Origin of the sequence: Pelosinus baikalensis (genome assembly GCF_020819555.1) — a bacterium.
Classification (GTDB): Bacteria; Bacillota; Negativicutes; order DSM-13327; family DSM-13327; genus Pelosinus; species Pelosinus baikalensis.
Genome location: NZ_JAJHJB010000015.1, coordinates 48,172 through 61,101, shown reverse-complemented (window position 1 = coordinate 61,101; position 12,930 = coordinate 48,172). Strand labels below are relative to the sequence as shown.

Here is a 12,930-nt window from a genome sequence, read left to right as displayed (position 1 = left end):
ATAATGGCAAAACAAATTTTATTTGATGAAGACGCACGTCGCGCATTAGAAAGAGGCGTAAATGCACTTGCAAATGCAGTAAAAGTAACACTTGGACCTAAGGGGCGCAATGTTGTTCTGGATAAAAAATTCGGTGCTCCTACTGTTACAAATGATGGTGTAACTATTGCACGTGACATTGATCTGGAAGATCCGTTTGAAAATATGGGTGCTCAGCTTGTTAAAGAAGTTGCTACCAAAACCAATGATGTGGCTGGTGATGGTACTACTACTGCAACTTTACTTGCACAAGCTATGATTCGTGAAGGTATGCGCAATGTAGCAGCAGGCGCAAACCCTATGATCATTAAAAAAGGTATCGAAAAAGCAGTGAAAACTTTAGTGGAAGAAATTAAAAAATCTGCTAAGAAAGTGGAAACAAAAGATGCGATTGCACAAGTTGCTTCGATTTCCGCAGCTGACGAAGAAATCGGTAATTTGATTGCTGAGGCTATGGAAAAAGTGGGTAAAGACGGTGTTATCACTGTTGAAGAATCCAAAGGTATGGGAACTAGTCTTGATGTAGTAGAAGGTATGCAATTTGACCGTGGCTACATTTCCCCGTACATGGTAACGGATACTGACAAAATGGAAGCGATTTTAAACGATCCTTACATTTTGATCACTGACCGTAAAATTGGTGCCATTGCAGATTTACTACCTACATTGGAAAAAGTGGTGCAACAAGGTCGTGAACTTTTGATCCTTGCTGAAGATATTGAAGGTGAAGCATTAGCAACTTTGGTTGTGAATAAATTACGCGGTACCTTTAAAGCTGTAGCTGTAAAAGCTCCTGGTTTTGGTGATCGTCGTAAAGCAATGCTAGAAGACATTGCTGCTTTAACTGGCGGTACTGTTGTTACAGAAGAAATTGGTCGCAAACTTGATACCGTAGAGCTGGTTGATCTTGGACGTGCTCGTCAAGTGCGTGTTTCCAAAGAAGAAACTACTATCATTGATGGCGCTGGTGATGTAACTCTAATCAAAGCTCGCGTTAGCCAAATCAAAACACAAATCGAAGATAGCACTTCTGATTTTGATAAAGAAAAACTTCAAGAACGTCTTGCTAAATTATCTGGCGGTGTAGCTGTAATTCAAGTAGGTGCTGCAACAGAAGTAGAACTGAAAGAAAAGAAATATCGCATTGAAGATGCTTTGAATGCAACTCGTGCTGCTGTTGAAGAAGGTATTGTCGCAGGTGGTGGTACTACTTTCATCGATATCTTATCAGCTCTTGATGCCATTGAAGCAATTGGTGACGAAAAGACAGGTGTTGAAATTGTAAAACGTGCAATTGAAGAGCCTGTACGCCAAATCGCTAACAATGCAGGCCTTGAAGGTTCCATCGTTGTTGCAGGCGTGAAAAAAGCCGGTAAAGGCATGGGCTTCAATGCATTAACTGAAGAGTATGTTGACATGATTGCTGCAGGTATTGTTGATCCAGCAAAAGTTACTCGCTCTGCATTGCAAAATGCTGCTAGTATCGCCGCAATGGTATTGACTACTGAAACATTAGTAGCTGATAAACCAGAAAAAGACGGTGGTGCTGGTGCTGCTGCTATGGGCGGCATGGGCGGTATGGGTGGCATGGGCGGTATGGGCGGCATGATGTAATATCAGCCTCAAACCCCTTTGCAGGAACGGGTTTGAACGCTACCTACCCCTAAATGGTAACATTTTGGTAACATAAAAAAGAATTTTTTAGAGGTCTCGCGAGAGTTGAGTAAACTTTTGTGCGGCCTCTTTTTTCATGTCCCTTGTGATTATTACCTTTTCTAGAGCCTTTATAACAATAGGATCAACTTCAATAATTGTATCGATGCCTCTGTTTTTGGTGGGAGTAATTCATACGTTGTAATGGAATTCCTCAGATTGTAATAGGTCTTTGTAGCAATAATTGCATTTAGCTTAGTATCTCTGTCTGTCTTCTTTAAGGCGCATAATTCACCTGCCCTAAGATCAGTATAAGCAAGTGTTAAAAAAAAACTCGTAATCGTCCTCTATGCCTTTCTCACGAGCAGTCTTAAGAAATAGGGCAAGCTCTTCTTTTTCCAGATACTTAGGCACTACATTTCTTTGCTCAATATCTTCTACTATTTTGACGCTTTCTTGATAGAGGTCAAGCCACTCTTGAGATATTGCTTTCGTCAACATATGTATTGTCAGATAGTTCTTTTTGAAACTCAGCTGCTGCTAGCTGAGCTTCTTTTTTTGTTTTGAATCCTCCTTTTCTTTTTTATATCCTTCAATCTTGCTAACTCATGTGGAATGTCACACATTTTAGCAAGGGTAGAGAGCGTTGTTTCCTTATGCCGCTGTATACCTGCTCTTCACATTGATGGTGATACGAAGGATATTGTTTGCAAGGCAGCTAGATAGACAAAAAGAAAAAGCCCGAAAGCTTTTTCTCTGAAACCTTGCAACAATGGAAGTTAACGGCGTGGAAAACAGGAGAAAGTAGGAGAGCATTGTCTAGGGGAACAAAACTGTCTAGGGAAGCAAAACTGCCTAGGGAAGCAAAACTGCCTAGGGAAGCAAAACTGTCTAGGGAAGCAAAACCGTCTAGGGAAACAAAACTGCCTAGGGAAGCAAAACTGCCTAGGGAAGCAGAAGCGACGAGGAGAGCAGACAAAGCCAACACCAACTCCAACAAATTGTCGATCATCTTCTTCCCTGTAATCGTCTTCCCAATCTTCAATTTCAGGGTCTGCCCAATTATGATCCATTTTGTAGTATCACCTCCTAATTTACCTATCGAAATATCTTCTATACATAATATGATCTACGGTAAATAAAGGTGATTAAGCGGTTAATCAATTGTTATTAGAGCATGAGGGGGAAAAATAAAAAAACCAGAGCTCTGTTTTTTAACAGTCACTCTAGTTGGTGGAATGTGCACTTCCAGAATTATAATGCCCACAATTTAAGTTATTTATACCATTATTAATAGAGAGTGAGGTAAGTGGATGATCCATAGAAACTATTTACTAAATATGCCATTAACAACATTACCAATAAGATAAATATAGCGGATTTTGCGCAGTGACAATGGATTAGGTGTCTCATTAGAACCGCTCCTTTTGATATTCTTACAAAAATATTTTAGCCTACGATAAATAGAATTATGCAGAGAAAATTGCAATGAATCATAAATCATTAGAAGGTTATGGATGAATCCTAACGAAGCCATAAATTGATTAGCAACTTGGAAACATAATTAATACATCTCGGAACGAACCTTATGATAACTGCATATTTTATATAAAGGGGCATTATGCCGGTTTTTTCCCACATTAAGAGTTGCTGCGGGTTGTATCGGATATGTAGAACCATAACAGAATTGGACGGTGGTACAAATGACGAAATCAGAACACGATATTCAAAATGAAGTTAGAATAGCTATTTCCGAAAATAGTTTAGGAGTTTGTTTTAGGGCTAACGTTGGGGTGGCTTGGGTTGGAAATAAAATAATAAAACAAAAAGATGGGTCAATTCTTATTAAAGAACCCCGCCCATTTAAGACTGGATTACCAGAAGGATTTTCTGATTTATTGATCATTCAGTCACTAGTAGTTACGCCAGAAATGGTTGGTCAACAAGTTGCCCAAGCCTCATTTCTTGAAATAAAAAAACTTACGGGTAAACCTAGTTCTGCTCAGCTCAATTTTATTGAACAGATGCAAAGGTTAGGTGCTAAAGCAGGTGTGGCCAGATCCGTAGAGGACGCACTAAGCATCTTGGAAATTTGAAGAAAGGATACATTTGTTATGTTAAACCGCATGCAACAGTAGGTTTTGATCGTGAAAAAATGGTGGTTAGACGGTAACGAGCAGATTTTTAAAATTGCCGGCTATGCTGGTACAGGTAAAACTGCAATCTCGAAATATTTAAATGTGGGCAGATCAGTTTATAGCTGCCGAAAATCTGCTTCACTAACCCATGTAATCATGACGTATGTTGAGAATATGATTGATTTATATGAGGTTTACGCATTACGTAAGGGTGAGAATGAGCAGAGAAAATTGAGGGTATTAAAGGCTTTTATTATTAATGTTATAATTTTGGCTCAATATTCTCCTTTTTTACATATTGTATAGTAAATATGTAAAAAAGGAGAATATAGTGTGGATATATTTTGTTGCGAAGTAAAACCTTACGAATGCTTGAATATGAAGCGTGTTCAATTCTGGCTTAGAATTATGAAAGAACATTCTCTATTTATGAAACTTGGTTTTGCATGCTCCGATGTTGAACTTATACGACAAGCGGAAGAATTTTATAATGTTTTTGAAGGTTTTGAAAAACAATCATGTAAGATAAAGCGTGATGAAGAATTTATGAATTTTGTCTGTAGGATTATGGTTGCAGTTAAAAATATCTTTTCTTTTAAACGTCATGTATTGCATCTAATTATTGAGTGTGAAATTGGAGGCTACAATTATCCCTTATTGATAGATCATATTTCACGCGAAGCTATGTATTTTTTGAAGCTTCTACAAAAAATACAAGATGGTGAAATGGATAGCCCAGTTGATTCTATTGTTAGTGACAATGTTTTTTGGCTTAGACATATGGCCGATCATGCAAGGTTTATTGCTGGTTTACTTGATCCATCTGAACGAGGTTTTGTTGAGCAGGCTAATGCTTTTGCGGTTCAATTTGAACAGTTACAGCTTCAGGCTCGCGATCTAGATAGTATGCTGTGGCGATTTCGTCCTAATAATGATCTTATTAGATTTGAGATGGATGCAACTAAAGCAACGATTCAAATTCGTGATTTTAAAAAAGCAGCTCGAGATTTAATTTCATCTTGTAAAATAGTCTCTTTGATCCCTCCATTATTAGCTGATCATGTTTTGCGTGAAGCTGAATATTTTTTAGAAGTTCTTGAACAAATAAAAGATGAAATTCATAATATTGATGAACCAATAATTATGTGTGATTATTAGTGTATAATAGAAAATTTAGAGCGTCCTACGGGGCGCTTTCTTATATCTAAAACCAAGGAGGTGTACACCACATATGCAACTACACTGTAATAATAAACTCTGTAAATACAACGATCCTGATAAACTGTGTGGTGCTACAGTTTGTTAGGAGAAAATAAAAAAACGGGAATGATCCCGGGTTTTTATGGAAAAATCTTAAGAGTTTATTGAGAGGCAGAACTTTGTTGAGCCTGACTGATAACCGATTGAACTCTGGAATGAGCTGGCATTTTTCATTTTTCTCTTCATAATTTTCACTTTGTATGCATACATACTATTGTATGGGGTGGGAGGGGGAAAATTATGGTTCTCAATTTGCGGCGATTATTTCATCATCGGCATTTATTTTATGGCATGGTGGGGCTCTTTGCCATTGGTGCTGTTTATGTACAAGTGGCAGAATTGATTTCTGGCGGACCAATAGCAATTGCTGGTACGCGAACAGAACGAAAGGTTGTAGCGTTAACCTTTGATCATTCTTGGGGTAATAAATTTACACCGTCCATATTGGATACCTTAAAGCAGCATAATCAGAAGGCGACCTTCTTCATCATGGGGCCATGGGCTCAAAAATATCCAGATGTGGCAAAGCGTATGGTAACGGATGGGCATGAGATTGCCAGCCATGGGTATCGTCATGAGAATTATGGGGATCGGACGAGAGAATGGGTAACAGAGGATATTGAAAAGTCACATAAATTAATTAAAGAAGTGACAGGGGTGGATGCTACCCTGATTCGACCTCCAAACGGTCATTATAATCAGCAGTCACTAAAGGCTACAGATGATCTAGGTTACAAAACGATTATTTGGAATATAGACTCGTTGGATTGGAAAAATCCTGGTAGAGATGTTATTATAGAAAGGGTAATGAAACGTTTAAAACCTGGAGGAATTATTCTTATGCATGCATCTGACACTCCGGTGCAGACTGCAGATGCTCTACCTATCTTATTAGACAAAATAAAAGCAGAAGGTTATGAAATTGTTACTGTGGGTCAGCTATTAAATGAGCATGCCGAAAATGGAATACTACGACATTAATAGATTGCTTATGAGCAATCTTATTTTTTTGCATTCTGGGGCAGGGAAAAGGTTATAATATCGCGAAGATATATAAGTTTCATAAACCAATGAAGTGGATTGTATGGTTACGTCCTTCTTTATGCGATAAATGAGGTGACAGGAAAAAATGAATATCATCGAGATCGCCTCGAGAAAAATAGATAACGGTGAGCGCTTGAATTTTACAGAGGCATTGGCACTATATCAGCACAATGATATCCTAAAGATGGCTGGCTTAGCGCGCATCGTTAAAGAGCGTAAGTCCGGTCAATATGTGTATTATAATGTGAATCGGCATATTAACTTAACCAATATATGTGTATCAGGTTGTCCGTTATGTGCTTTTGGCTGTAAAGCAGAGGATCAGAAAGCCTATGTAATGCAAAAATCGGAAGTAATCGAAATTGTAAGCCAGACAATGAGAGAAACACCTGATCTTAGTGAAATACACATGGTAAGTGCATTACATCCCGATAAACCATTTTCTTATTATTTGGATATTGTTGCGGCAGTAAAGAAGGCAGCGCCTCAAGTGCATTTAAAAGCATTTACCCCTGTGGAAATTGTTCATTTTGCTAACATCTCGCAACTGGGTATATCGGCAGTATTAGAACAACTAAAAGCAGCAGGTTTAGATTCTTTGCCAGGTGGCGGCGCGGAAATTCTAGATGATAACGTGCGTAAGATTATTTGTCCCAATAAAGCTACGACGGCTGAGTGGATTGATGTAATTACAACGGCTCATTCTCTAGGATTGCCTACCAATGCTACGATGCTCTATGGTCATGTCGAAACAATCGAACAGCGGATACAGCATTTAATTACATTGCGGGATATTCAGGATCGAACAGGCAGATTTCAAGCCTTCATTGCGTTTCCTTTTCATCCTGCCAATACTGGATTCACTAACTTACAGCGAGTAAGTTCATGGGAAGATTTGAAGATGATTTCCTTAGCACGATTGGTGTTAGATAATTTTGATCATATAAAGGCATTCTGGATGATGCTGACACTGCCGATTGCCCAGCTGGCGTTAACTTTTGGTGCAGATGACCTAGATGGAACGGTTGTGGAAGAAAAGATCATTCATGCGGCTGGTGCTACTACAAAAAAAGGAATTACGAGAAAAGAGATTATCAGTTTTGTTGAAGAGACAGGTTACCTTGCAGTAGAAAGAGATACTTTTTACCGCCCACTGAAAATCTCAAGTGGAGTGAAATCATATGGATAATCAAAGCTTAGGAAATATCAAATTTATTAACTGTTTGCCACTGCACTATGGGTTATCTCATGGCGGCTTTGGAGAAAAACTTTCGATCTATTCAGCAACTCCGGCCCAGCTTAATCAACTAATAGTTACGGAACAATTAAATATTAGTCCTGTATCTTCTATTATATATGCACAAAACAGTGAGAAATTAGTAGTGCTGCCCCATGTGTCCATCAGTGCAGAGAAAGCATTAGAGAGCATTATCTTAGTATCAAAACATCCCATTGAGCAGTTAAAGCAGGCTCGTATTGCACTGACATCCAAATCAGCGACTTCTCATGGATTGTTAAAAATCATTATGCATCATGCATATCAAGCTTCCCCGAAATATTTTGTCAGCCCATTATCTCTTGATGAAGGGGTATTAGATGATGCAGAGGCAGCATTATTTATTGGTGATGATGCTCTTATGGCTTATCATCATCAATTGAATGGCTACTATTATTATGATCTGGGAGGGGAGTGGAAGAAACTCACCGGACTTCCTATGGTATATGCGGTATGGGTAGTCAATCGTAAGTTTGCTGATCTAAATAAGGACTATGTACAAATGGTATATGAGAAAGTGACTGACGGATTTCAATTTGGTCTAACTCATATAGCGGATGCTGCTCATACCTTGCAAGATACGTTCTCTTTAACAGCGGCACAAATTGTTCATTATATTGGCTTGCTCAACTATCAATTTAGCCCTGCTCATGAACAGGCTCTATTGACATATTATAGAATGGCTCATGCTTTAGGGTTAAGTCCTAACATAACAGAGATTGAGTTTGCAAAGGTGGTAAAATGAGTAGGATACTAGCAACGAATCAAGCTGTAGAGATGTTATCTACTGGAGATATTTTAGAACTGGGACAGGCAGCAAATGAAATGCGGCAGAGGATGCATCCGGGAAATGTAGTTACCTTTATTATTGATCGTAATATCAACTATACAAATATCTGTACAAGTGAATGCCGATTTTGCGCTTTTTATCGCAGGCAAGGGCATCCCGATGGCTATACCCTATCTCAAGCTACTATCTTTGATAAGCTGACAGAAACTATTGAAGCAGGCGGCACGCAGGTCATGCTCCAAGGTGGTCTAAATCCAACCTTGGGTTTGGATTATTACGTTGAATTACTCACCTATATCAAAAAGAATTTTAATATTGCCATTCACTCTTTTTCCCCTGCAGAAATTATGCATATTGCAAAAAAAGAAGAACGATCGGTAATTGAAATACTAAAAAAGCTAAAAGCGGCGGGTTTAGACTCGTTGCCAGGCGGCGGTGCTGAGATCTTGGTGGATGAGGTGCGGCAAAGAGTTAGTCCTAAAAAAATCAGCGCTGGAGATTGGTTGGCGGTTATGGAAGCTGCCCATCAGGTAGGGCTTGAAACAACAGCGACGATGGTGATTGGTATGGGAGAATCCTATGCCCAGCGTATGGAACACATGGAAAAGATAAGGAATTTGCAGGAGAAAACAGGAGGCTTTCGCGCTTTTATTATTTGGTCCTATCAACCTGGCAATACAGAGCTGGGTGGGGAAAAAGTATCTACTTGGGACTATTTAAAGACACTGTCTGTAGCTAGATTGTATTTCCACAATATCAAACACATTCAAGGTTCCTGGGTAACCCAAGGGCAGAATATTGGGCAATTGACATTAGCTTTTGGTGCTAATGATTTGGGCAGTATTATGCTGGAAGAAAATGTGGTCAAGGCTGCCGGAACATCTTTTCAAATGTCAATTGAAAAGATGATAGCTCTCATTGCCGAAACTGGCAAACAGCCAGCGCAGCGTGATACACAGTATAATATAATAAGAACCTTTGAGTAAGAGTATTTTAACGTAATAATAAAAATTGATATGTATTGATAATTTTTTAAAAGGTCAATACATAGTAAGGATGGTTAGTGTGGATATACAGGCAGACTATGCGGTAATTGGCGGCTCAGGAACCTTATCGAGTAATTTTCCTTTAGGAAGCAGTGATCCGGGTGTAGTAATGATTGATGATCATGTACAGTTTGCTACACCCTATGGACTTAGCCCTATCTTTTCCTTGTTTAGCGTGGATGATTGCCAAGTGCTTACGTGCAAAATGCACGGTTGGCGCAGCGGGGTGAGTCGGGCGGATGCTTCAAGGCAAATCTTTTGGGTCTTTCGTAAGGTGGGTGTAAAGCGTATCATCAGCGAAGGTGGTGTAGGTACTGCAAATCACCTATTAGATCCTCGTGATTTTGTAATACCAGATGATTATCTTGATCTATCCGTACGAAAAGATGTGGAGCTGGATGGTAAATATCTACTCATTATGAGAGAAGCATTGTGTGCTGAAGTGCGCAGCACGTTAGTAAAAGCTACTCGCAAACATTATGACGGTCGTATTTTTACTCGGGGTATTTATGCAAATACTGATGGTCGTCACTTTGAAAGTCCGGCAGAGGTTGCGATGATGAAAGGGCATGCTGATATTATTGGTCAGAGTATCTGCCCAGAGGTGTATTTAGCAAGGGAAATTGGGGCATGTTATGCAGGACTTTACTTTGTAGTCAATTATGGTGAAGGATTGGTCAAAGAATGGTCGCATCAGGATTTAAAGGATATTTTTTATGATGATGCTCCGATGATTAGTAGGATCATTTTAGATACAATTCGGAATTTGTCGGCAACAGGAAAATGTGCCTGCCGCGATTTACGGAAGGAAACTTTGCTAAAGGGCATTTACAATAAGTAGCATTGTATGCTATATTTTGATTTAATATCTACATGTAGGAGGAATCTTTTTTACTATGCAAAATAAGCAAAATCAATTAATTCTAATTATGGACTTCGGTGGTCAGTATAGTCAGCTGATTGCCAGACGTATTCGTGAGTGCGGCGTGTACTGTGAAATTGTGTCATTTAAGATATCAATTGAAAAAATAAAATCTATGAGTCCCATTGGTATTGTTTTTTCTGGTGGTCCTTCCAGTGTGTATGGAGATAAAGCACCGAAATGTGATCCGCAAATCTTTGATTTGAACATTCCTATTTTGGGGATTTGTTATGGAATGCAATTAACAGCTTACACCTTAGGTGGTAAAGTTGCACATTGTGAATCTCGTGAATATGGCAATACACGTTTATTAATTGATAAAAATACAGATATCTTTTCGGAGTTAGGATCAGAAACACAAGTATTGATGAGCCATGGTGATTATATTGAAACGCCTCCAGCTAATTTTGTGGTTACAGCACATACGGCTAATACTCCAGTAGCAGCAATGGCGAATGCACTGCGTAACATCTATGGCGTACAATTCCATCCAGAAGTAGTACATACGCCAGAAGGAATGAAAATAATCCGGAACTTCTTATTTGATATCTGTCAATGCCGTGGCGATTGGAATATGGGTTCTTTTGTGGATCAGGCGATTGCAGCCATCCGCAAACAAGTGGGCAATAAACGTGTGCTTTGTGCCTTAAGTGGCGGTATTGATTCCTCGGTAGCTGCTGTACTAGTGCATCGGGCTGTTGGTGATCAATTAACTTGTGTATATGTTAATCACGGTTTTATGCGTAAGAATGAATCGGAGCAGGTGGTTAAAACCTTCCGTGATGGATTTAATATGAATTTGGTATACGCCAATGTTCCTGAGCGCTTTATGAATCGTATTGCCGGAGTTACAGAGCCGGAAGCAAAACGTAAAATTATTGGTGACGAATTTATTCGCGTATTTGAAACGGAAGCCAATAAATTAGGAGACATAGACTTTTTGGTGCAAGGTACTTTGTATCCTGATGTCATTGAAAGCGGTACGGATACGGCTGCTGTCATTAAAAGTCACCACAATGTAGGCGGCTTACCGGAAGATATGAAGTTTGCATTGGTGGAACCATTACGTGATTTATTTAAAGATGAGGTTAGGGCGCTGGCTAGAGAACTGAATTTACCAGAAGAAATTGTATGGCGTCAACCTTTTCCTGGTCCTGGTCTTGCGATTCGGATTATCGGCGAGATTACAGAAGAACGTTTGGAAATCTTGCGTGAAGCCGATGCAATTGTTCAAGAGGAAATTAAAAAAGCGGATATGTATCGCAAAGTATGGCAATCCTTTGCTATCTTGCCTGCCATGAAGAGTGTTGGTGTTATGGGGGATGAGCGTACCTATGCTTATACAGTCGGATTGCGTATCGTGTCCAGTGAAGATGGTATGACAGCTGATTGGGTAAGAATGCCATATGAAGTACTAGATCAGATTTCTCGTCGTATTGTAAATGAAGTAAAAGGTGTAAATCGCATTGTGTATGATGTTACATCAAAACCGCCTTCTACAATTGAGTGGGAATAAACAATAAAATGCCTTGCAACCTTTATGATATAAGGGTGTTGCAAGGCATTTTTTTATGAAGCGTACTATAATTAAGATCAAGCTGCATCTGGTAAAAGGTGAAGATGTTTGTATAAGATATACCTGTAAGGTCATGGGTAGCAGGTTAATTTATATGATGATGAAGGAAAAGGGGCTATTGAATATAAATAGGAAAATAAAGTTTATCTGAGAACTGTACTTCGACAAATTTTGTATTAATGTATACATTATAATGATTAATGTATAAAAAATAGAAAGGAAATTGTCATGAAAAATTTATGGTATATGATAGATCACTTACGCGAAGAGATGCACGTAATGGCACTCAAAAAGGGAATATCACATCCAGACGTTTTAGTGGTTAGTCAGAGGCTGGATGAAGCAATAAATGAATTTTATAATGTTGACCTAATTCGAAAAGCTGGATAAGAATGAATTAAATATTTGCCTAGTGTGATGGTTGGGCAAATCCTTATTAAGTGCGCCTAGAAACCTTATTAAGGGCTTGTAGGCGCTTTATTATGAAGCATACTAAAAAAATACTGTTTTTATAGATTGAGCTTTTGCTGTTTCGTTATGAAGATTCTTTCTAAGGTAGGTTGAATTGTAATAAAACTGATATATATGTTATAGTTAAGAGAGTCTGATAAGGAGGGGAGTAAAATTGATGTAAGAGAGATTTCTGCAAAAGAGACATGGTATTTGAGATATAAAGTAATGTGGCCAGAAAAAGATATCGAATATATAAAATTAAAAGATGATGAATTGGGAAAACATTTTGGTTTATTTGTGAATCATCGCTTAGTTTCTGTAATATCGCTTTTTGAAAAAAATAATGTAATCCAATTTCGAAAATTTGCAACCCTGCAAGAATTGCAAGGTAAAGGTTATGGAAGCGTGTTATTGAATTGTGCATTAAAAGAGGCAGAAAAACAAGGTGCAAAGTCATTTTGGTGTAATGCAAGAGTGAATAAAATCGATTTCTATAAAAAATTTGGCTTTGAAGAAATAGAAGAGGCTGTAACAAAAGATGGAATGAAATATGTGAAGATGAGTAAGAATTTTTAAAAAACGTCACAACAGATGTGACGTTTTTATTCATAGCTAAGATAGAAAGATCGTAAAATTTGTTATATAATGTGAAGCGTGGCTAAAATCTGAAGGACCGTAATGGTGTTTGAGAGATTAGGGGAAAGACTAAAATAGACGTAGGATAGGGATACTA

Annotated in this window: 13 protein-coding genes and 1 pseudogene; 12 read left to right on the top strand and 2 right to left on the bottom strand. The window is 38.5% G+C overall.

The window, feature by feature from the left end; genetic code table 11:
* Nucleotides 1–3: 3 nt before the first annotated feature.
* Nucleotides 4–1,653, top strand: coding sequence for a chaperonin GroEL (gene groL, locus LMF89_RS12140; RefSeq protein ID WP_229535309.1), 1,650 nt, complete (start codon nt 4–6; stop codon nt 1,651–1,653).
* Between the two features lie 505 nt (nt 1,654–2,158).
* Here groL and LMF89_RS12135 read toward each other — a convergent pair.
* A pseudogene (locus LMF89_RS12135) lies at nt 2,159–2,245 on the bottom strand (hypothetical protein); the annotation flags it as partial.
* Nucleotides 2,246–2,410: 165 nt separating this feature from the next.
* Nucleotides 2,411–2,737 carry a hypothetical protein gene (locus tag LMF89_RS12130; RefSeq protein ID WP_229535308.1) on the bottom strand — a complete coding sequence of 109 codons (327 nt, stop codon included), beginning with the start codon at nt 2,735–2,737 and terminating at the stop codon, nt 2,411–2,413.
* Nucleotides 2,738–3,395: 658 nt separating this feature from the next.
* On the opposite strand from LMF89_RS12130, the gene LMF89_RS12125 reads away from it, so the two are divergent.
* The 11 genes from LMF89_RS12125 (at nt 3,396) to LMF89_RS12075 (ending at nt 12,773) form a co-directional block, all read left to right on the top strand.
* Nucleotides 3,396–3,788 carry a VRR-NUC domain-containing protein gene (locus tag LMF89_RS12125; RefSeq protein ID WP_229535307.1) on the top strand — a complete coding sequence of 131 codons (393 nt, stop codon included), beginning with the start codon at nt 3,396–3,398 and terminating at the stop codon, nt 3,786–3,788.
* A gap of 51 nt (nt 3,789–3,839) precedes the next feature.
* Nucleotides 3,840–4,136, top strand: a complete 297-nt coding sequence (locus tag LMF89_RS12120; RefSeq protein WP_229535306.1) for a hypothetical protein — start codon at nt 3,840–3,842, stop codon at nt 4,134–4,136.
* Nucleotides 4,137–4,163: 27 nt separating this feature from the next.
* Nucleotides 4,164–4,988 (top strand): DUF2935 domain-containing protein, encoded by an 825-nt coding sequence (locus LMF89_RS12115; protein ID WP_229535305.1) that lies wholly within the window; start codon nt 4,164–4,166, stop codon nt 4,986–4,988.
* Nucleotides 4,989–5,330: 342 nt separating this feature from the next.
* Nucleotides 5,331–6,071, top strand: a complete 741-nt coding sequence (gene pdaB / locus LMF89_RS12110; protein WP_007957817.1) for a polysaccharide deacetylase family sporulation protein PdaB — start codon at nt 5,331–5,333, stop codon at nt 6,069–6,071.
* Nucleotides 6,072–6,219: 148 nt separating this feature from the next.
* Nucleotides 6,220–7,323, top strand: coding sequence for an aminofutalosine synthase MqnE (gene mqnE / locus LMF89_RS12105; RefSeq protein ID WP_229535304.1), 1,104 nt, complete (start codon nt 6,220–6,222; stop codon nt 7,321–7,323).
* On the top strand, nt 7,316–8,155 hold the full coding sequence (locus tag LMF89_RS12100) for a menaquinone biosynthetic enzyme MqnA/MqnD family protein (protein WP_229535303.1): 840 nt from the start codon (nt 7,316–7,318) through the stop codon (nt 8,153–8,155). The genes mqnE and LMF89_RS12100 overlap by 8 nt, the downstream gene beginning before the upstream one ends.
* Nucleotides 8,152–9,186: a cyclic dehypoxanthinyl futalosine synthase gene (gene mqnC / locus LMF89_RS12095; RefSeq protein ID WP_229535302.1), complete on the top strand. Its 1,035-nt coding sequence runs from the start codon at nt 8,152–8,154 to the stop codon at nt 9,184–9,186. The genes LMF89_RS12100 and mqnC overlap by 4 nt, the downstream gene beginning before the upstream one ends.
* A 79-nt stretch (nt 9,187–9,265) precedes the next feature.
* Nucleotides 9,266–10,087 (top strand): MTAP family purine nucleoside phosphorylase, encoded by an 822-nt coding sequence (locus LMF89_RS12090; protein ID WP_439651941.1) that lies wholly within the window; start codon nt 9,266–9,268, stop codon nt 10,085–10,087.
* Nucleotides 10,088–10,142: 55 nt separating this feature from the next.
* Nucleotides 10,143–11,684, top strand: coding sequence for a glutamine-hydrolyzing GMP synthase (gene guaA, locus LMF89_RS12085; protein WP_229535300.1), 1,542 nt, complete (start codon nt 10,143–10,145; stop codon nt 11,682–11,684).
* A 288-nt stretch (nt 11,685–11,972) separates the two neighbouring features.
* Nucleotides 11,973–12,134, top strand: coding sequence for a Spo0E family sporulation regulatory protein-aspartic acid phosphatase (locus LMF89_RS12080; RefSeq protein WP_369412589.1), 162 nt, complete (start codon nt 11,973–11,975; stop codon nt 12,132–12,134).
* A gap of 273 nt (nt 12,135–12,407) precedes the next feature.
* Nucleotides 12,408–12,773 carry a GNAT family N-acetyltransferase gene (locus LMF89_RS12075; protein WP_229535298.1) on the top strand — a complete coding sequence of 122 codons (366 nt, stop codon included), beginning with the start codon at nt 12,408–12,410 and terminating at the stop codon, nt 12,771–12,773.
* The last annotated feature ends 157 nt before the right edge of the window (nt 12,774–12,930 follow it).

Excerpts from the sequence above, each read along its gene's own strand:
- LMF89_RS12080 (WP_369412589.1), top strand. The coding sequence starts at position 11,973 with ATGAAAAATTTATGGTATATGATAGATCACTTACGCGAAGAGATGCAC.
- pdaB (WP_007957817.1), top strand. The coding sequence starts at position 5,331 with ATGGTTCTCAATTTGCGGCGATTATTTCATCATCGGCATTTATTTTAT.
- LMF89_RS12100 (WP_229535303.1), top strand. The coding sequence starts at position 7,316 with ATGGATAATCAAAGCTTAGGAAATATCAAATTTATTAACTGTTTGCCA.
- LMF89_RS12125 (WP_229535307.1), top strand. The coding sequence starts at position 3,396 with ATGACGAAATCAGAACACGATATTCAAAATGAAGTTAGAATAGCTATT.
- mqnC (WP_229535302.1), top strand. The coding sequence starts at position 8,152 with ATGAGTAGGATACTAGCAACGAATCAAGCTGTAGAGATGTTATCTACT.
- mqnE (WP_229535304.1), top strand. The coding sequence starts at position 6,220 with ATGAATATCATCGAGATCGCCTCGAGAAAAATAGATAACGGTGAGCGC.
- groL (WP_229535309.1), top strand. The coding sequence starts at position 4 with ATGGCAAAACAAATTTTATTTGATGAAGACGCACGTCGCGCATTAGAA.
- guaA (WP_229535300.1), top strand. The coding sequence starts at position 10,143 with ATGCAAAATAAGCAAAATCAATTAATTCTAATTATGGACTTCGGTGGT.